Here is an 18,510-nt window from a genome sequence, read left to right on the forward strand (position 1 = left end):
TGAAGATATTCACATTAATATATTATTGACATTTTAAGCAATTATTAGAATAATATATTAAAAGGTTTAAAAAGATGTGTATATCATATAATTTTAAAAAAATACAATATGAAAATGAAGGAAAAGTAAATATACAATGTGTGCACTATTTAGAAGCAATAAGATCGGACAGGGTATTGACCTCATCAAGTCAAACAAAATGGATGAAGCACTACAGTTTTTTGCGGAAATCCACACAAAAGAACCTAAGAACGTCGACGCTATCATTGAAATAGCAAAAATATACTTCAAAAAAAACGATATTAGTTCCTGTAAAAACATATTGTTAAATGCAATTGAGCTTAATCTCGATAAAGACAATATTGATGCAATACTTGAACTAACAAACCATCGTATGATTGCCAGTGATAAGTACCTCAACAATTCACCTGTATTTTCACCGGACGGCACCAAGATTGTCTATACCTCAATCCGTAACGACACCAACGGCGACAATCTTATTGACAACAACGACCGTGCGGGATTGTATATGTACGACCTGTATGCAAACAAAGAAACAGAACTTGTGAGTGACAAGTACCATAACTCAGCGCCCTCCTTTTCCCCGGATGGAACCAAAATAGTCTGCCTCTCCGCAAGAAGAGATACTAACCATGACGGTATGATTAACCATATGGACAACCCTGAACTATGTGTAATAGAAACAAGTTCAGGAAAAGAAAGCTTATATATTTCCGGGGAATGGTGTTTCAAACACCCGACATTATCTCCTGATAACAGGCACTTGTTATTCTCAGGCTGGCGTCCGGGATCTGAGATCCTGGGGATCTATGTCTGGAACCTGGAAACTGGTAATACTAAAAGAATATCGCCGGAACGGTTCAACAACACATACCCCACATGGTGTCCCGAAGGTAAGAATATATTGTACACCAGCTGGAGAGAAGATTCTAACCATGACGATATAATCAGTATACAGGACAATTCCGGGATTTATATTTTTGATATGGAAAAAAATGAGGAACATCAGCTGGTAAACCATAACTATGATTCACGGTTCCCGCATTTTTCACCCGACGGCAAGACAATACTATACCTCTCCCGCAGGAGAGATACTAATAATGACGGTAAGATTGACTCGTTTGATAATCCCGGTATTTTTGTGATGAACCTAAAAACCAGGAAAGAAAGTATTGTCGTATCCGACGATTACTTTAATTTATTCCCGACCTTTACGCATGATTCCGATAATATTGTATACCTTGGCAGCTGGCGCAGCGGTAAAAAAAAGGTGTATAACCGCGATTATTTTGAGAATAAAGGCGTATACATGTCTTCAATTTCCTCACACAAGGAAGCTAATATCGTTAATGAAAAATATTATGGCTGCCGGAATACCGTCGCATCGCCGAGCCAGGATATGGTGACATATCTTTCCTGGAGAAAAAAAACTAACCGCGGGGTCTATCTCGCATACCTAAAAAAAGAGTTGACAAAAGACGAGCTCAAGAATATCATTATAAACAACTTCGGTGATTGAGCTCTAGTGAAGTAATGAAAATAGATTAAGGCAAATATGATTATCGGTATTACAGGCTCCAATGGCGCTGGTAAAGGCGCTGCTACAGAATATTTGAAGGCCAAAGGGTATGTTATATACTCATTATCCGATGTTGTAAGAGAAGAAGCTGCAGCACGCGGGTTGGATAATTCAAGGGCAAACCTCGTAAAAACCGGGCGTGAACTCCGGGATACCTACGGCCCGGATGTTTTAGTTGTTAAACTTGAACCCAAACTTAACACTGTACCAACCGGCAAATTTGTGGTGGACAGCATCCGCAATACCGGCGAGATACAACGTTTACGCATAAACCCGGCGTTTGTATTATTAGGTATTGACGCTGCAGCGGAAATACGGTATAACCGCATAGTTACGCGGTCCCGCGCGGGTGATACCCTTACTTATAAAGCATTCATCAAAAATGAACAAACAGAAAATTCGAGTACTGCAGCGGGACAGCAGTTAGGAAAGTGTATACAGGAAGCTGACATAATAATATTAAACAATACAACACTAGACTCATTCCATAAACGTATAAACATTTTTTTGGAAGGCGTGGAACGGTATGTCAATAAACAAAAGTAGGAACAAAACGTATAAACGTTTAAGCTGGGATGAATACTTCTTAAAACTTGCGTTACTCGTAGCGGAACGCAGCACATGTGTACGCCATCATGTCGGCGCAGTTATTGTACGTAACCGCCGGGTACTAACCACAGGATACAACGGTGCTGCAGCAGGGGTTAAGGATTGTATGGAACTCGGATGCCTGCGTAACGCACTGAACATCCCGTCAGGCCAGCGTCACGAAATATGCAGGGCAATACATGCGGAACAGAACGCCATCATCCAAGCCGCTACCTACGGGACGGATATCTCCGGAGGAACATTATACTGCACGCATTCACCCTGTATACTTTGCGCGAAGATGCTGGTCAACGCAAAAATTATGCGGTTCGTTTCCTGCGGGGAGTACGCGGATAAACAGTTCATCGCATTATTTAAAGAAGCTAAGGTAGAATTTGTTAAATTACCGAAGCCAAAACTTGTGATTGACACCCTGGATTGATTTTTTGTTCATAACTGTGCTATAATTTTTTTTGAAAATCGGATTAATACGCAGCTTTTTGGGTTGGATTGGAGTGACAAATACGATGTTATCGCATGTTTACACAAGCACAGTGGTTGGTATCGACGGATGCATGGTAAAGGTTGAACTAGACATCTCCACGGGATTACCTTCATTCTCGATAGTAGGCTTACCTGACACCGCAGTAAAAGAATCGCGTGACCGCGTAACTTCTGCATTACGTAATACAGGATACGACTTCCCTATAAAACGTATCACCGTGAACCTAGCCCCCGCGGATATCCGTAAAGCAGGCGCGGCATATGATCTACCCATAGCGATAGGGATACTTTCCGCAACTGAACAAATTAACTCATCCGCGCTTAACGACTACATCCTTATCGGTGAACTTTCGTTGGACGGTAAAGTCAGGGAAGTACACGGTATTCTGCCGATAGCGTTAAAAGCACGGGAAAACGGGTTTCAAGGCATTATTCTCCCGGAGAACAATAAAGTTGAAGCGTCAGTCGTAAAAGATATTGATATTATCCCGGTTATAAGCCTGGAACAAACCGTAAATTTTTTGAATGACAAAACATCGGTAACCCCGTACTCCGTTAATCTACAAACATTATTCTCTGACAAACAACAGTATATTTACGACTTTGCGGATGTCAAAGGGCAGGAGTTCGCAAAACGCGCATTGGAAGTCGCTGCAGCGGGCGCGCATAATATTTTACTTATCGGCCCTCCGGGTGCCGGGAAAACTATGCTGGCTAAACGGTTAGCCACAATCTTACCGGATCTGACCTTAGAAGAAGCTGTGGAAAGTACGAAGATACATTCCGTTGCGGGTATACTTGGTAAAAAAACAGCATTAAACGGTACCCGGCCGTTCAGGTCACCGCATCATTCAATAAGTAACACCGCGCTTATCGGCGGCGGAATATTCCCGCGCCCAGGTGAGGTTTCACTTGCGCATCACGGAGTATTATTCCTTGATGAACTCCCGGAATTCAGGCGTGATGTCCTTGAAGTTTTGCGACAGCCACTGGAAGATTGTGTAGTAACAATCTCTCGTGCAGCTGCCAGTATAACCTACCCCGCAAGGTTTACCCTTGCCTGCGCAATGAACCCGTGTCCCTGCGGGTACTACGGGCATCCGTTACGCGAATGCGCGTGTACGCCGTTCCAGATTGAGAAGTACTTAAGTAAAATCTCGGGCCCGTTGATGGACCGCATAGATATACACGTTGAAGTTCCTGCATTAAAGATTGACGAACTTACCGCACGGATTTTTGTTAGTGAACCTTCAGATACCATACGTAAACGCGTAGTCGCTACACGTGAAATACAAACTGCCAGGTTTAAGGGGTATCAGCATATCCACGCTAATGCGCATATGTCATCACGCGAGATCAAGCATTTTTGTGTACTCAACACCGCCAGCCATCTTTTGTTACGCAGCGCAATTGAAAAACTTGGCCTTTCCGCCCGTGCGTATGACCGTATACTCAAAGTAGCAAGGACAATCGCGGATTTAAATACGCATACTGACATCCAAACCCAGGACGTTGCGGAAGCTATACAGTACCGCAGTCTGGACCGCAAACTATTTGCCGGAGGTGTTATCTAGATGAGAAACAAAATGATACTACATATTTTTGCGGGTATCCTGATTCATAACTCAACACTTTGTATTGCTCTGGCGGAAGTTATACTTACCCAACCAACGTTTGACAATTATTATTCACCCCCCAGTGGAAAAGGTAACCGTGTTTCCGGGGTTCTTAATACATACACTTCCTGCGGAGTTATGACTAAAAAAACAGTCTTACCGGTAAACACTGCGTTGTTCATAATAACTAAAGGCACTCCTGTCAGTATAGACCCGCGGTTGTATACTGAAAAACAACAATATTACCCGTCAGTAAAAGAGGTATACCTCTACTGCACAACAGTGCCGGGTAGTGAGGTTATCAGCATTACGGCAGTAGATCAGGAGAACAGAGTTATTGACCCTGAACTAAGTTTTAGTTACACAATCTCACCTGAAGGCAAGGTTGAACTTCGGATGCTATTAAACACACTTTTAAATACATACCTGCTTACACGGGAAATCATCGTAACCCTGCGCACTTCTACTCCGTCGGGTGAAACCACAGAATTTATTTCTTCGCCATTACTATTTTTCCCGGATAAACGAATAGTTAATATATACAACAACATATTTTATCCTCACAGAGATGAATATTTTATTGTTAATATCTCAGGCGGGAATACAGAAGAAAAGTTTGAGTTCAGCATTTACGACCTCATGGGTAATATCGTATACAACAAACAAAGCGGGGTACTCAACACCGGGTACGGTACAACCTTAACCTGGGATGGCGAACAAAAAAACAGCGGGGTAGTTGTCCCCAGCGGCACGTATTTTGTACAGGTACTTCTTCTCCCTCAAAAAACCGAGGTATGTAACTGTAAGGTAGTGGTTATACAATGAATAAACTTTTTACGTTCATTTTTGTGCTGATAAATATACTCATACTCTCTAAAATGCTAAACGCTGCGGAGACAGCAGGGTTACAATTTGTATTATTAACCCACGACCCTAAAACTGTTGCATTAATGGACTCCTGTGTATCCCAAACCACACGCACATCCTTTCCTGTGGAATTAACCCCGGCAGTAAATACGGTTAATAATGATATTGTCACAGAACTTTCCTCGACATATCTCCGCGGATTAAGTGATTCTTATGGTTACTCAATAAAGCTTACCCGCACACTTGCTTATAACGGAACAACTTTTATCTTCTGGAAAACAGGGTACTCCGCCGGAGAGATTCACTACACCAAACTTGATAAAACCGGGAAAACAGTATTTGAAGACAGTGTTAACGCGGAATCCAGCGGTGTTACGGCGTTAACATTATCCCCCAAGCTTCTAAGGGTTAGTACTGCTCTTATATCTACGGGGATAACACTAAAATATGTGGAAAGCACACTTGCACAGTGTTGTACGGTAAATACACTGCTTGCTGATACCGGGATTAACTGTATATTCACTCAAATATTCCCAATATTTTCTTTGGGTATAACTTTGAACAATGCAGGGTTTAATGACTACAGTTATGACACTATCAAAGAATCACCGCCAACATTACTGAGAGCGGCAGTAGGGTTACAGGCCATACCCTTTTTACCGGACTGCGTGACAACCATTGCGTACCATAAAGGAGTTAACAGTAATAACGAATGGTATAGCGCCGGATGCGAGAACCGTGTATCGGAAAAACTATTGATTAGATTCGGCCTGAAACTATATGACGGCTATACCACTTATGCAGCTGGGGGTAGTTTAAGGATCCGTAATTTTGTGCTGGACTACACCGTAAACACTACCGTCAACGGTACAATGATGCATCGTGCAGGGATTAACTACAGTATTAGTTCTGCAGTATATAAAGAAACTATTGACGATATATACAATAAAGGTGTAGAATATTTTGAGTCAGGGGATTATGTTAATGCGAGCATTATGTTTGCAGAGGTTATAACTAAAACGCCTGAGCATGCGGATGCAGTGCGTATGCTGACAATCATCGGCGGTAAGTTAAAGTAACCAAAAATGACCCCTGCAATAATTAAAGGAGGCGTGGAGAACTATAATGCGCAAACTTAACTCATTAAAACACATTTTAATTATTACTCTGGTACTATTCATAGGTACCGGGATGTTGTTTTCGGAAGAGAGTAGTTATACAGTAAACACCGGTGATTCACTCTGGAAAATCGCTACGGATAAATACGGGACAGGGTTTGAGTGGAAAAAAATATGGACTGCTAATCCGGGAATAAAAAACCCAAACCTCATTTTCCCGGGTGATACTATCTTACTCCCCGATGCATCTACCCTCGCAGCAATAACAGAACCCTCACAGCCTGCGCAGATGCAGGAAACACCGTCTTCATCAACTCCCGCTGCTGCAGACACAAATTCCGCTGCATCATCAGCGGCACAGCCACAGGAAAAAGTTAACTCCCCTGCGAATGATAATACTGATAAAGGCGAAAAAATAGCTGAAGGACAGGTTGAAACTGAACAGGAAGAAGAAAAACCGGCCGCCACTATGGAACTCCGTACTACCGATAAATCCTCAATCAATTCAGGGGATAAGTATACCACCGACAGTTTTATAGTACCCGAAAAAATTAATATTGACGGTAAAATCGTAGGCTCCCAGGACGATAAGTTCCTGATTTCACAGGGCGATATTGTATATCTCAACTTCGGAAAAAATAAGGGCGCTAAGGCCGGGTTAAAATGTATAGTTTACCGTATCTCAAAATCAGTCATAAGTGAAGATACCGGTAAAGATATAGGCACGGCATACCTTAAAACCGGCGTTCTGGAGATAAGCTCAGATGTTGAAGACGACGTTTCCACCGCAAGGGTTAGCATTATTTACACACCACTGGAAATCGGTGACCTTGTGAGGTTGATAAAATAAACACATGCGCGGATTCTTAACCGTTGTACTTATCATCGCGGGGATTATGTACGGCCTATACTGGGGATTGATGCAAGGAAATTTTCAAACTATCATAGACGAACATCATGAAGAATACCCTGTTATGGCAAAACTACAGACCCTTCTATGCTGGTCATTTTATATTAGCAGCCAATGGGAATTCGCACTGGGTGCATACAAGAAGTACCTGGAATACTTCCCGGATGACAACCCTGAACAAGCAAAAACTGTGAAGTTCAGGATTGCGGATTGTTACCAAAAACTTGACCGTGTAGACGAAGCTGCAGCGGTTTACCACGAAATCATTGAAGTTGACACCGGTACCTGGCGCGCAACGATGTCGGGTAAACGGTTAGAAATGCTTAATAAGTAATTCTGTACTCTATTCATAACATAATTAGTTAAATATTCATTTTGGTTTATTAATACTGGATTGGGAGGCTTTTTTCTATGGGCTTGGATGACAATAAACATGCGTGTATCATGCTAAATATGATACCGGATATAGGAACAACACGGATCCGCAGATTACACGATTTTTTTAATGGTAACCTCCAGCGGGTATTCAAAGCAACAACTTCAGAACTCTGTAACGTAGAAGACATCGGTAAAATCCTTGCACAGCGCATAGCCAGCGCTGACTTAGACAGTGTGAATACAGAACTAAAACTAGCACAGGCGCTCGGGGTTAAGATAATAACGGTATATGACGATGAATACCCTTTGATGCTGAGGTATATCTCCGACCCGCCAACTGTTATGTATATCAGGGGAAGCATCCCCGCGCAGAACGATATCCCTGTAGCCGTGGTGGGTACACGCGCACCTACGAGCTACGGCAATATGGTTGCGGAACGGTTATCCACAGCCTTAGCCGAACTAGGGGTTACCACTGTCAGCGGCCTTGCCCGCGGGATTGATACCCGGGTACACTGCGCTACGCTTAACGCCGGAGGTAAAACAATCGCTGTCCTTGGCAACGGTTTATACCACCACTACCCTCCGGAGAACAAAAAACTTGAGGATAAAATCATAGAGTCCGGTGCACTGATAAGCGAGTACCCGCTTAAGTATCCGCCTGATAAATCAAGTTTTCCCCGGCGGAACAGGTTAATCTCAGGGCTATGCCTGGGGGTAGTGGTGATCGAAGCAGGCTTAAAAAGCGGTGCACTGATAACCGCCAGGCTTGCCAGTGAGCAAGGTAAAGAAGTCTTTGCTGTCCCGGGTAATGTATTCTCCAAATGTTCACAAGGGCCGCATATGCTTATAAAACAAGGCGCGAAGCTTGTGGAATCAATCACCGACATTATTGACGAACTAATGCCGTTGCGTGAACGCCTCGCGGGTTTAACAGCAGAAACATTAAGGAAAAATAACCAAAATGTTTTTTGTATAATAAACAATTTAGCAGAAGACGAAAAATTGGTGTATAATATATTGCCTGTTGAACCAGTGGCATTGGATTCGATGATTGAAAACACAAATTTTTCGGTCAGCCATATATCACAGGTATTGTTACAGCTGGAAATAAAAGGGTTAGTAAAAACGTTAGCCGGTAAGATGTATTTAAAAGTAGGAAGCATGGAGTAGATTTGATTATGAAGCTAGTAATCGTAGAATCACCGACAAAAGAAAAAACGATCTCAAAATTTCTGCCGAAAGATTATACCGTAAAATCTTCATTTGGCCACGTACGCGACCTCCCGAAAAGCGAGCTTGGGGTGGATATCGCGAATGATTTTAAACCTACCTACGAACAAGTGGAACGCGCAAAAAAAATGATTCCCACCCTGAGGGAACTCGCATCAAAAGCCGAAACCGTAGTGCTTGCAACAGATTATGACCGTGAAGGCGAATCCATAGCGTGGCATTTAAAAGAAGAACTTAATATCTCGGAAGACCGTATTAAACGCATAACATTTCATGAAATAACAAAATCCGCGATTATTGACGCACTAAAAACTCCCCGTGCGATTGATTATAACCTTGTCAACGCTCAGCAGGCACGGCGTATACTTGACCGTATTGTAGGCTACAAAATATCGCCGGTCCTGTGGCAGCGGATAAAAGGCGCGCGGTCCGCCGGGCGTGTACAATCCGTTGCATTACGCTTACTTGCGAACCGCGAGAAAGAAATCCGTGAGTTCAAACCGGAAGAATACTGGACCATAAAAGCTGACCTCCTGACAGGAACCCAGCCTGAGAAACAAGACATTACGGGGTTCACCGCTGACCTTGTGGAGTATGAATCAAATAAAATAGAAAAATTTGATATAAAAACTGAACAACAGGCAAAGTCTGCGGTTGATAAACTTTCCCCGGGTAAATTTGTGGTTGACGAAGTAACCGCCAAAGAAAAAACTAAACGCCCGGCACCGCCGTTTATTACCTCCACACTTCAGCAGGAAGCGTCACGCAAGATCGGGTTTCAGTCACGGCGCACGATGAAGATCGCACAGGAATTATACGAAGGTATCAGCCTTGAATCAGAACGTGTCGGGTTGATCACCTATCACCGCACGGATTCAGTTACTACCGCAACAGTTGCGATTGACGAAGTTAGAGGGTATATCACAAAAAATGTTGGTATCGAATATTTACCTGACCGCCCGGTGCTTTACCAAACAAAATCTAAGACCGCGCAGGAAGCGCATGAAGCTATCCGCCCGACTTCGGTTAATTATGAACCCGAAAAAATTAAGGCGCGGTTATCGCCGGACCAGTACAAACTATATAATCTAATATGGCAACGCTTTGTCGCGTCACAGATGAAGGAAGCGATATTTGACACTACTGCCGTCAATATCGGTGTTTACAACAAAACATCAGGTGTAAAAGACGGTATGTTCCGTGCAACGGGACAGGTTGTCAAATTTGCAGGGTTTCTTAAAGTTTATAATGTTGAAGCTGATGAGGATAATGAAGAAACCGATAAATCCGCGGATGAATCCACGGAAGATACGGCTAAAACCGGGAAAAAGGATAAGTTCAACAAAAAACTGCCTGTACTGGTTAAATCACAGGTACTGAAACAAAAACAGTTATTACCGGAACAACATTTTACGGAACCGCCACCGCGGTATAATGAAGCAAGTATAATTAAGGAACTAGAAAAAAACGGTATTGGCAGGCCATCAACCTACGCAACTATTATCTCAACAATAATTGACCGGAAGTACTGCGAATTACTCAAACGCGCGTTCCACGTGACCGGGCTTGGGGAAGAGGTTAATAAACTAATGGAAGCATCCTTCCCTGATATCGTAGATATAAACTTTACCGCCAATATGGAACAAGACCTTGACAGTATAGCCGAAGGTAAAGACGAATGGACAACGGTACTAAAACGTTTCTACAAGCCTTTCAGTAAAGCTTTGGATATTGCATTAGCCAGCAAGCAAGAAAGAATAGTAGTAGCGCCTACGGAAACTAACGAAAAATGCCCGAAATGCGGGAGTATGATGGTTATCCGTGACGGTAAGTATGGCAAGTTTATGAGCTGCAAAAACTTTCCCGCATGCAGGTACGCTATTGCGATGGACGCTAACGGCAATAAACGGGTACCCATACCGACAAACGAAAAATGTGATGTTTGCGGATTGCCAATGGAAATCATGGAGTACCGTTTTGGCAAGTCTTTACGCTGCACAGGATATCCTAAATGCCAGAACCGTTTTGCGCTAGACAGGGACGGCAACAAAAAAATTAAAACTAAGACCGATATTAAATGCGAAAAATGCGGGTCAATGATGTGGTTAAGGGAAAACAAAAAAGGTAAATTCCTTACATGTTCAGCATTCCCTAAATGCCGTAACCTAAAAAAATACACAGACCCCTCTGCTGTTATTGCAACCACAACAACACCTGAAGCGGCTGCCACTACCACTACTACTAAAAAGAAAGGCCGTAAAAGTAAGAAAGCGGCAAAGTAGGACTGATGGGCGAAAATAACCACCTAAAATATTTTTTGTTATATATTCGTGCTGAAAAAAATTTTTCACCCGCTAGTATCACAGCTTACGAAGAAGATATCACACAGTTCATTGACTACCTCCGGATAAATAACCGCGGGATGGAAGATATTGACCGCCTGCTTATCCGTACATACCTGGCGGTACTCCAACAAAAACAGTATGAACGTTCATCTGTATTACGTAAACTCGCGGCATTACGTTCGTTCTTCCGGTATCTCGTAAAAGAAAATATTGTTAAATCCAACCCGTTTATGTACCTCCCCACCCCAAAACGTAAGCAGTTACTCCCGAAATTCCTGGAAGTAAGCGAAGTTAACCTGTTGATAGACGCGCCGGATACTTCTACGGATATCGGATCGCGTGACCGCGCAATAATTGAACTGTTATACTCTACAGGGATACGGGTAAGCGAACTTGTAGGGTTGAATATGACATCCTTAAACCTATGGTCCGGCACGATGAAGGTTTGGGGTAAACGTTCAAAAGAACGTATCGTTCCCGTAGGCGATATGGCAGTAACCGCGGTGAAGAAGTATTCCGCAGTCCGCGAAAAAATCCTTACCCAACGGGGCATACAAAACGAACCCGCAATGTTTATCAATTTACGGGGACAACGTATCTCCACGCGGTTTATCCGCAAAATTATTGATAAGTACATCACCAAAATATGTTTACACAAAAAAATATCGCCGCATGTATTAAGGCACAGTTTTGCTACGCATTTACTTAACGCCGGGTGCGACCTCCGCGCAGTACAGGAAATGCTTGGGCATGTAAACCTTTCAACCACACAGGTGTATACGCATATTAGCGTCGAACGTATCCGTAAAGTTTATGAAAAAACACATCCCCGAGCGTGATAGACAAAAACATTTTTTTGATGTATAATAAAACCCTTAAATAACTAGTGGGTATTGTGTAGTATTTATATATGAACGAAAAAATTCATTTAATAGTAGAAGAAACTAAGTGCGACCCGAAAGAAGCGCTTCTTGCGTTGGAGATCGCTAAGTATGACGTTGAGAAAGCGTTACATTTGGTCGGTAATATATCAAACCATATTATTGTTATCAAGAGTAAGTTTATAATTAAACCTCAATCGTTATACGGTTTACTCATAATAATATTTGACCTCCGTGAGAAAGTACCTGTACGTATCCGCTCGGTGATCTCCTATAACCCGCTGGTTTATGAAACACAACTTAACGCGCACTGGTACGAGTTTGAGAAACAACTATACTCCTACCGTTTACAGGAAGGCAGTATGCAGGCAGTAACCCAGGAGTTTGAGAAGTACACCCACGCATCACTGACTGACCCGGGGAATAATGAAATTTATACATACCTTCGGCAGGAATACCGCGGGACTAAATGGATGGAAAGCATACTCACGGGTATACTTCAACCACAGCTAAAATGTGAGCAGGTAGACAGCCAGTTTTCCCGGGAAGCTTTAAACCTTAACCAGTACAAGTACTGGCAAAAAAGTGTGAATGAACATCCCCGTGATTCAACTGTGCATAATGGCCAGGGACTGAATATTCAACTTGAACTCATCAGTGATGACCAAACCGGTACACGCGCAGACAAACTCGTCCCCGGGGACCAGGTTATGTGTATCTTCACTGACGGCCGTGATATCGCGCAGTATGTTGCGCACTTACTCGGAGGCCGCAGCCAGGGCGTACTCCAACCGGTCACCATAAAGATTGAAACTGTTGAACTAAGCGAGAATAAGGTTAGGGTCGTTACACGGCTCGCACCGGGGATCACAGGCTGGGCAGAAGAAAACCTGCATAAAAACGTTATTGTTATAAAACATTCCAGGAAGTTGTCTTTCCTCCAAAAAATACTGAAGTATCTGCGGTTAGCTTAAATTGCCACTGATCGGAGTCGAACCGATACGACCGATGAAGATCGCGGGATTTTAAGTCCCGTGCGTCTGCCAATTCCGCCACAGTGGCAATAAGATTTGTTTCCCTTTTATTAATTCGTTTCAACTGATACGCGGTAAACTTTTTCACCGGGTTTCACTAACCCAAGCTCCCGCGCATGGCACTCAATCACAAAACCGTTATTCTGTAAATCACACATTTTCTGCCGTAATGCAATATTTTCTTGTTCAAGCTTACTATACTCCACCCGCAGGACCGGCAACCTCTGGCGATGCGCTATAATTGTACGTACAGCCGGTGCGGAAAATATTGCTATGAACACAGCAATCGCGAATATAATATAAACCCCTGCTGAAAACTGTGTCCTGCCTTTTATTGCCATTATCTACTCTTACGCCTTCTTAAACGCCGTAATCCCGCCATACCGCGCATCACGGCCGAGTTCTTCTTCAATCCTTAACAACTGGTTATACTTCGCCAGGCGTTCACTCCGTGACAACGACCCGGTCTTAATCTGGCCGGTGTTCATCGCTACGGATAGATCCGCGATAAAACTGTCTTCGGTCTCACCTGAACGATGGCTAATCACTGATGTGAACCCATTCGCATGCGCAAGCTTGATTGAGGCAACAGTCTCGCTCAACGAACCGATTTGGTTTACCTTAATCAATATAGAATTTGCCGACTTTTCGTTAATCCCGCGCTGTAACCGTTTAACGTTGGTTACAAACAAGTCATCACCGACTAACTGCAGTTTATCCCCGAGTTTGGCGGTAAGTTTTTTCCATCCATCCCAATCATCTTCCGCTAACCCGTCTTCTATAGATACCACCGGATACTTAGACCTAAGTTTTGAGTACATCTCAATCATCTGGTCAATATCCAGCTTCTTACCTTCAATTGTATAAGAACCATCATTGTACAGCCCGCTGGAAGCTACATCCAACGCAATCATAACATGTTTACCGGGTTCATACCCCGCTGCTTTAATAGCTTCAATGATAGTATCCAAAGCTTCATCCGTTGAGTGCAGGTTCGGCGCAAACCCGCCTTCATCTCCTACATTCACTGACTGCTTCTTTGCCTTCAATATCTTTTTTAGGTTATGAAACACTTCCGCGCCCATACGTAACGCATCCGCAAACGTGCCTGCTCCGGCAGGTACAATCATAAATTCCTGGATATCAAGCTTATTATCCGCATGCGCACCGCCGTTAACAATATTCATTAATGGCACCGGCAAAATCCCGCCTTCACCCTCAATTTTATACAATGACTTAAGGTACTTATACAACGGAATCTTAATCGAATTTGCTGATGCACGTGCCGCTGCGAGTGATACTCCGAGTATAGCATTCGCCCCGAGGACGCCCTTATTCTCAGTACCATCCATCTCAATCATCCTGCGGTCAATACTTTCCTGTTCCCGTGCATCCTGCCCTTTAAGTGCCGGCGCAATGACTTTATTAACGTTATTAACAGCCTTACTCACGCCTTTCCCAAGGTACCGAGCTTTATCGCCATCCCGTAGTTCAAGCGCTTCATGCTCACCCGTTGACGCACCGGAAGGTACCGCCGCACGGCCGATACACCCGTCTTCCAGGATTATATCAACTTCAACCGTAGGATTCCCGCGGGAATCCAGAATTTCACGTGCAATAATTTCATTAATTTTAGACATCTTGTGTAAAAATCCTCCCTTAATCAATAACCCACCAAATATGTTGTATTTTTATACCAAATCCCCGAGGTAAAGTCAAACACCTTCTATACTTGTTACCACCACATCTTTCCCGGACATTATCTCAATATCATACGACTTACATGCAGTACAGCTAACCACCGGCATCACAGCCTTACCGGTATCCCCCCATACTTTCCCACAGGATTTACATCTAAGCTTCACGGGGTCAACAAATATTTCAATCACCGCAGTTGCCGCTATAGTCCCTGTCAGGACATGATCCTTCAAGCTATGCTCCAAAAAATGCGGGTCAATCCCCGAAAACTGCCCGACTGCGAGTTTTATCTTCGTAACCTTTGACAACTTATTTTTTTCCGTTGCAACTTTGATACTCTCCCACAACCCTTTTGCCATACCTAGTTCGTGCATACCGCTGTGTTACTCCTTAAACCATAAAAACATAGTGCGAGGCAGTTAAACTTAAAAGTATTTCCCACCCCGCACTATTATAGCCTATTAATTAATGAAACCCTTACTCTTCAGTCCCTTGTTCCATTTTCTTCTGCATATCTTCAAACTTTTTCTTACGGTCTTCTATTTTCTGCGATTTTTCTTTTACTTTATTCTCGATATACGCCTGTTTTGCAGCAATAATTTCTTCTAACCGTTCACGGTTTGCCTGTACGCGTTTCTCAAACTCAGCGACTTTATCCGCATAATAATTCTTTGATTCTTCACTAAGCCCCGTAGGCTCTGCCGGCTTCTTCTGCCCGGCTTCAATTGAAGTTTCCTGTTCAGTCCCAACCGCGATCTCCGCGTCATCATCTTCATCCTCAGACTCCGACGCCTTAACCGCTACGGTCCCGCCGTATACCGCCACTGTGGTCTTATTGGAGGTAGAAACTTCCGTTGCGAATTCCGTCCCGCGGACACCTATAACTGCGGTTGGCGTTTTTACGCGGTACTTAGACTCGCGTTTAATAAGTTTCTCAATATTATTCAATAACTTCCCGCTTTTTAGGTTGATATCCACACTTTTCTTACCCGTAGTTTTGTTGATTGAAGATTCTTCAATAACAATCGCGGTGCGTTGTTCCAACCGTAAAACCGTACCGTCATCCATAATAATTTCAACTTCGCTCTCCGGGGTGGTGACAATAGTATCCCCAGCTTTTACCGGCATATTAACTTCTACCGGCTCCCATGTTTTAACCTTTGAGTGTCTAACACTAACCTTCCCCGTAACCTTAGTCACCGCGCCTTCCAACATTTTATCCGCAGCGTATGACAACGTAAGCATCCCGCTGAGCGCAAGAATGAACGCTACTGACGTAAATACTGCCACTATTTTTTTCATATTATCATGTATCTCCTACTTCCGCTTTACTTACTTAGCCTGTGTATCCTTATACTTCTGTAAGTCAGCTTCAAGACTGCTTTCAATTTCTTTATACTCAGCCTTTTTCTCCGGTGGCATTGCTTTGATAGCCTTCAACCGTCCTTCATTCATTACCTGCGAAAACTTAGCTGCGGGAAGGTAAATGTATACCCAATACTCCTTATTTCCGCGGTCAAAATATTCTTCAGAGAATACGCGCTGTTTCATTTCATTCTTATAACTTACCATATTAAGGTTATCAAGTTCTTCCAAACCCTTACCCGCCGGTGCTTTACCCTTATCATCCCCGCCGATCTCACGTGAGAACGATGTACGCGTTTCTATAACGCCTTCGGCCTGTGCTTCCGCTGCCATAAACAGTTTCTGCATTGCATCAGCGAATGCCATATCGCGTGCAGCTTTTTTCTCGGAATCACTATTCACCACAGCAAAACCTTTACCTTCGATTATATCCGGCTTATTCTGCAGTTTTGTCATCCACTCCGGTACCGGGCGTGAGGGCCCGCAGGATGATAATAATACAGTCCCCGCAACCATTGACAATACTAAAACCCACAACTTTTTTAACATTTCTCAAACTCCTCCTTAAATAAAAAGTTCTGTAAATAAACTTAACTATACCTACTCAAATGTTTCCACGATAAAAAAGAAAATATTTCAGTACGTACAATTATATCCTAAGCCACAGTATTTATTATATTTTACCAAAATCCTCCCCCCGCATAACGAGGGGAGGATTAATTGGTTTATTACAATTTTACTATACCTTACTGTCCTGCGCCAACGCCCATCATCTTATAGATATCATCATTCGTTGCCTTCTCAGCTTCACGCGATTTTTCAATATCTTTATCAAGCTTATCAGCTATCATATCAGCCTTCGCGTCTACCATTAACGCACGGATTTCCTTCTGTGCCCTTAGTTTTTCTTTTGTCCAGCGTTCTACCATATCGGCAGAAAGAAGTACACGGATCCATATTTGCCCTGTATCTTTATCGATATAAGTCTGCTGCACAAACGGTCCCGATATTTCGGTATCCACTAAGTTCTTGATTAACCCTTCTGTACGGTCAATCGCGGTACTGACGTTCTCTGACGGGTTAACTCCGCCTTGTTCCTGCCAGTCACCAAACGTGTTCTTCACAACGCTTTCAACTTTTGTCTTAATATTACCCGCGAGGTCAGCTTTTGCACGGACCGCTGCGGTTTGCATCTGTGCCTGGAATGACGCACGTTTTTCTGCCATACCAACACCCTGCATAACCTTACCGGACTGTATCTGCGGATCCGGGATAGTTACTGCACCGGGCAGCGGTACCCAGTTCGGTATCCCGCGTTCCTGTTTCGGTGTTTCTTTTACATTAATCTTTGTCCCGCCGCAACCAAAAGCTGTCACTACTAACGCTAACCCTACTGCTGCCAATAGTGCTTTTTTCATCTTAGCTTCTTTCACTCCTTTTTTATGTTCTTTCTACTGTATACCATATTTACTTAACTATACTACTACAACTACACTAAACTAACCCACCTGACTACACGTTTCTGATATTACCTTTTCCCCACCTCCTTCTCACAAAAAAAACCTAACTTGAAATTTATAATATTTAAGATTAAGTATAGCCATTCCCTGTGGTTTAGTCAACTGTGTTTTTTTTCACATATATCCGCGGTTAAGTTACTTCAAACCCTTGGCAGTATCCATATAGTTCTCAGCTTCATCCATATTACTCTGGAACGCTTTACAGGCAGCGGTGTAATAATACACCATCCGCAGTTTTGACTGTTCATCAGAACCCCCGAGATTTGCCTTAAACCCCTTAACCGCATCATCAAAAAGGTACTTCGTCAGCATATCCTGGGGAGACCTAGACATTCTCTCAAGATCAGCATTCATATTTGTAGCAGCGAGATTCGCGTATTTTGAAAGTAACTCCAGCCGTTTTACAGTGGCAACATTTTCCTTCCCTGCTTGTTTACTTGCGAGGAAAAGATATGACGCAGCTGAAATCCCGATCCCCGCGAGCACTGTAGTTATCACAAACCCTATGGCAGCGAGTTTTGACGAGTTCCTGCTTAATAACACCGCCTTTTGGTTATACGCTTTCTCAAGTTTCTTCGCTACCAGCGCTACAACGGGTAACGGGTCCTCAGTTTTTAGTTTAAGAATTTCAGTAATTTTTTTTGTGTACTTAGAACTATAAAAATTCGCGAGGTTAGTAATCGTAGCGAGCCGTACTTCACTGGCTTCATCATTAATCATTTTCTCTAACGACTTAACAATAATCCCGCAGGTATCCTCATAATCCGAGAACGTTCCCAGGGTATTGATCACAGCTGCGCGTACCTGCCACCTCGCATCTTTCAGAGATTCAATCAGTGTAGCAACAACGCTT

General features: G+C 43.2%; 19 protein-coding genes and 1 tRNA gene. 12 read left to right on the forward strand and 8 right to left on the reverse strand.

Annotated elements, in window-relative coordinates; genetic code table 11:
• Nucleotides 1-136 precede the first annotated feature (136 nt).
• The 12 genes from WC955_04245 (at nt 137) to WC955_04300 (ending at nt 13,014) form a co-directional block, all read left to right on the forward strand.
• A complete protein-coding gene (locus WC955_04245) occupies nt 137-1,540 on the forward strand; it encodes a tetratricopeptide repeat protein (GenBank protein MFA5858256.1) in 1,404 nt (467 codons plus the stop codon).
• Nucleotides 1,541-1,576: 36 nt separating this feature from the next.
• On the forward strand, nt 1,577-2,146 hold the full coding sequence (locus WC955_04250) for an AAA family ATPase (protein ID MFA5858257.1): 570 nt from the start codon (nt 1,577-1,579) through the stop codon (nt 2,144-2,146).
• Entirely contained in the window at nt 2,127-2,630 is a 504-nt protein-coding gene (locus WC955_04255; GenBank protein MFA5858258.1) for a dCMP deaminase family protein, read from the forward strand. Before WC955_04250 ends, WC955_04255 begins: the two co-directional genes overlap by 20 nt.
• Nucleotides 2,631-2,715: 85 nt before the next feature.
• Nucleotides 2,716-4,266: a YifB family Mg chelatase-like AAA ATPase gene (locus WC955_04260; protein ID MFA5858259.1), complete on the forward strand. Its 1,551-nt coding sequence runs from the start codon at nt 2,716-2,718 to the stop codon at nt 4,264-4,266.
• Complete coding sequence (locus WC955_04265) at nt 4,267-5,133, forward strand: hypothetical protein (GenBank protein MFA5858260.1); 867 nt, start codon at nt 4,267-4,269, stop codon at nt 5,131-5,133. It abuts the gene before it with no gap.
• Entirely contained in the window at nt 5,130-6,254 is a 1,125-nt protein-coding gene (locus WC955_04270) for a hypothetical protein (protein ID MFA5858261.1), read from the forward strand. The genes WC955_04265 and WC955_04270 overlap by 4 nt, the downstream gene beginning before the upstream one ends.
• 46 nt (nt 6,255-6,300) lie before the next feature.
• Entirely contained in the window at nt 6,301-7,143 is an 843-nt protein-coding gene (locus WC955_04275; protein MFA5858262.1) for a LysM peptidoglycan-binding domain-containing protein, read from the forward strand.
• Between the two features lie 4 nt (nt 7,144-7,147).
• Nucleotides 7,148-7,537 carry a tetratricopeptide repeat protein gene (locus WC955_04280; protein ID MFA5858263.1) on the forward strand — a complete coding sequence of 130 codons (390 nt, stop codon included), beginning with the start codon at nt 7,148-7,150 and terminating at the stop codon, nt 7,535-7,537.
• A 77-nt stretch (nt 7,538-7,614) separates the two neighbouring features.
• Entirely contained in the window at nt 7,615-8,754 is a 1,140-nt protein-coding gene (gene dprA / locus WC955_04285) for a DNA-processing protein DprA (GenBank protein ID MFA5858264.1), read from the forward strand.
• Nucleotides 8,755-8,762: 8 nt separating this feature from the next.
• On the forward strand, nt 8,763-11,096 hold the full coding sequence (topA, locus tag WC955_04290; GenBank protein ID MFA5858265.1) for a type I DNA topoisomerase: 2,334 nt from the start codon (nt 8,763-8,765) through the stop codon (nt 11,094-11,096).
• A 5-nt stretch (nt 11,097-11,101) separates the two neighbouring features.
• On the forward strand, nt 11,102-11,998 hold the full coding sequence (gene xerA, locus WC955_04295) for a site-specific tyrosine recombinase/integron integrase (GenBank protein ID MFA5858266.1): 897 nt from the start codon (nt 11,102-11,104) through the stop codon (nt 11,996-11,998).
• Nucleotides 11,999-12,069: 71 nt separating this feature from the next.
• A complete protein-coding gene (locus tag WC955_04300; GenBank protein MFA5858267.1) occupies nt 12,070-13,014 on the forward strand; it encodes a hypothetical protein in 945 nt (314 codons plus the stop codon).
• A gap of 2 nt (nt 13,015-13,016) precedes the next feature.
• Here WC955_04300 and WC955_04305 read toward each other — a convergent pair.
• The 8 genes from WC955_04305 to WC955_04340 all read right to left on the reverse strand — a co-directional run.
• Nucleotides 13,017-13,102 (reverse strand) — tRNA-Leu (locus WC955_04305).
• 22 nt (nt 13,103-13,124) lie between these two features.
• Nucleotides 13,125-13,415: a septum formation initiator family protein gene (locus WC955_04310; GenBank protein ID MFA5858268.1), complete on the reverse strand. Its 291-nt coding sequence runs from the start codon at nt 13,413-13,415 to the stop codon at nt 13,125-13,127.
• A gap of 9 nt (nt 13,416-13,424) precedes the next feature.
• A complete protein-coding gene (gene eno / locus WC955_04315) occupies nt 13,425-14,714 on the reverse strand; it encodes a phosphopyruvate hydratase (protein MFA5858269.1) in 1,290 nt (429 codons plus the stop codon).
• Between the two features lie 75 nt (nt 14,715-14,789).
• Nucleotides 14,790-15,146 (reverse strand): hydrogenase maturation nickel metallochaperone HypA, encoded by a 357-nt coding sequence (locus WC955_04320; GenBank protein ID MFA5858270.1) that lies wholly within the window; start codon nt 15,144-15,146, stop codon nt 14,790-14,792.
• A gap of 103 nt (nt 15,147-15,249) precedes the next feature.
• Nucleotides 15,250-16,074, reverse strand: coding sequence for a FecR family protein (locus WC955_04325; protein ID MFA5858271.1), 825 nt, complete (start codon nt 16,072-16,074; stop codon nt 15,250-15,252).
• 30 nt (nt 16,075-16,104) lie between these two features.
• Nucleotides 16,105-16,686 (reverse strand): hypothetical protein, encoded by a 582-nt coding sequence (locus WC955_04330; protein ID MFA5858272.1) that lies wholly within the window; start codon nt 16,684-16,686, stop codon nt 16,105-16,107.
• A 197-nt stretch (nt 16,687-16,883) separates the two neighbouring features.
• Complete coding sequence (locus tag WC955_04335) at nt 16,884-17,555, reverse strand: hypothetical protein (protein ID MFA5858273.1); 672 nt, start codon at nt 17,553-17,555, stop codon at nt 16,884-16,886.
• Nucleotides 17,556-17,792: 237 nt separating this feature from the next.
• Nucleotides 17,793-18,510: HEAT repeat domain-containing protein (locus WC955_04340; protein ID MFA5858274.1), on the reverse strand; the 718-nt coding region annotated here is incomplete at its 5' end.

The sequence above is a fragment of the Elusimicrobiota bacterium genome, assembly GCA_041658405.1.
Lineage (GTDB): Bacteria > Elusimicrobiota > UBA5214 > JBBAAG01 > JBBAAG01 > JBBAAG01.

Coding starts and splice junctions, on each gene's coding strand:
- topA (MFA5858265.1), top strand. CDS start 8,763: ATGAAGCTAGTAATCGTAGAATCACCGACAAAAGAAAAAACGATCTCA.
- WC955_04275 (MFA5858262.1), top strand. CDS start 6,301: ATGCGCAAACTTAACTCATTAAAACACATTTTAATTATTACTCTGGTA.
- WC955_04330 (MFA5858272.1), bottom strand. CDS start 16,686: ATGTTAAAAAAGTTGTGGGTTTTAGTATTGTCAATGGTTGCGGGGACT.
- WC955_04280 (MFA5858263.1), top strand. CDS start 7,148: ATGCGCGGATTCTTAACCGTTGTACTTATCATCGCGGGGATTATGTAC.
- eno (MFA5858269.1), bottom strand. CDS start 14,714: ATGTCTAAAATTAATGAAATTATTGCACGTGAAATTCTGGATTCCCGC.
- WC955_04270 (MFA5858261.1), top strand. CDS start 5,130: ATGAATAAACTTTTTACGTTCATTTTTGTGCTGATAAATATACTCATA.
- WC955_04250 (MFA5858257.1), top strand. CDS start 1,577: ATGATTATCGGTATTACAGGCTCCAATGGCGCTGGTAAAGGCGCTGCT.
- WC955_04245 (MFA5858256.1), top strand. CDS start 137: ATGTGTGCACTATTTAGAAGCAATAAGATCGGACAGGGTATTGACCTC.
- xerA (MFA5858266.1), top strand. CDS start 11,102: ATGGGCGAAAATAACCACCTAAAATATTTTTTGTTATATATTCGTGCT.
- WC955_04260 (MFA5858259.1), top strand. CDS start 2,716: ATGTTATCGCATGTTTACACAAGCACAGTGGTTGGTATCGACGGATGC.
- WC955_04335 (MFA5858273.1), bottom strand. CDS start 17,555: ATGAAAAAAGCACTATTGGCAGCAGTAGGGTTAGCGTTAGTAGTGACA.
- WC955_04320 (MFA5858270.1), bottom strand. CDS start 15,146: ATGCACGAACTAGGTATGGCAAAAGGGTTGTGGGAGAGTATCAAAGTT.
- WC955_04310 (MFA5858268.1), bottom strand. CDS start 13,415: ATGGCAATAAAAGGCAGGACACAGTTTTCAGCAGGGGTTTATATTATA.
- dprA (MFA5858264.1), top strand. CDS start 7,615: ATGGGCTTGGATGACAATAAACATGCGTGTATCATGCTAAATATGATA.
- WC955_04325 (MFA5858271.1), bottom strand. CDS start 16,074: ATGAAAAAAATAGTGGCAGTATTTACGTCAGTAGCGTTCATTCTTGCG.
- WC955_04300 (MFA5858267.1), top strand. CDS start 12,070: ATGAACGAAAAAATTCATTTAATAGTAGAAGAAACTAAGTGCGACCCG.
- WC955_04265 (MFA5858260.1), top strand. CDS start 4,267: ATGAGAAACAAAATGATACTACATATTTTTGCGGGTATCCTGATTCAT.
- WC955_04255 (MFA5858258.1), top strand. CDS start 2,127: ATGTCAATAAACAAAAGTAGGAACAAAACGTATAAACGTTTAAGCTGG.